This window comes from Paenibacillus forsythiae T98 (genome assembly GCF_000520735.1).
Lineage (GTDB): Bacteria > Bacillota > Bacilli > Paenibacillales > Paenibacillaceae > Paenibacillus_AQ > Paenibacillus_AQ forsythiae.
In genome coordinates this window covers 1-308 of sequence record NZ_ASSC01000102.1, presented here as the reverse complement: position 1 = coordinate 308, position 308 = coordinate 1, and the positions used below count along the sequence as shown (strand labels likewise).

Here is a 308-nt window from a genome sequence, read left to right as displayed (position 1 = left end):
TCCAGATAGACGTTGTAGCCGATGATGCCGCTCTCGTCATTCTCCTTCCAGCTCAGCAGCGCGGCGCCATCCGAGACGGAAGCGGACAGCGCGGCCGGAGGAGACGGGAGGCCGGGTGCCGTGCTGGGAGCCGGCTCCGGAGCGGGAGTCAGGCTGGGCTTCGGCGCCGTCGGGACCGCCGAAGGCGCGGGCGCTGACGGATCGGGCGCGGCGGAAGGCAGCGGCGATGGAGTGGGAGACGGCGTCGCCCCTCCGCCGACTGCTCCCCCTCCGGCGCCGCCGGGAGAGCCGGAATCAGCCGGAGCAGT

1 pseudogene is annotated in these 308 nt (G+C 73.1%); it reads right to left on the bottom strand.

Annotated features, from left to right (window positions below):
• Positions 1-308: pseudogene (locus tag L692_RS32360) on the bottom strand (hypothetical protein); the annotation flags it as partial.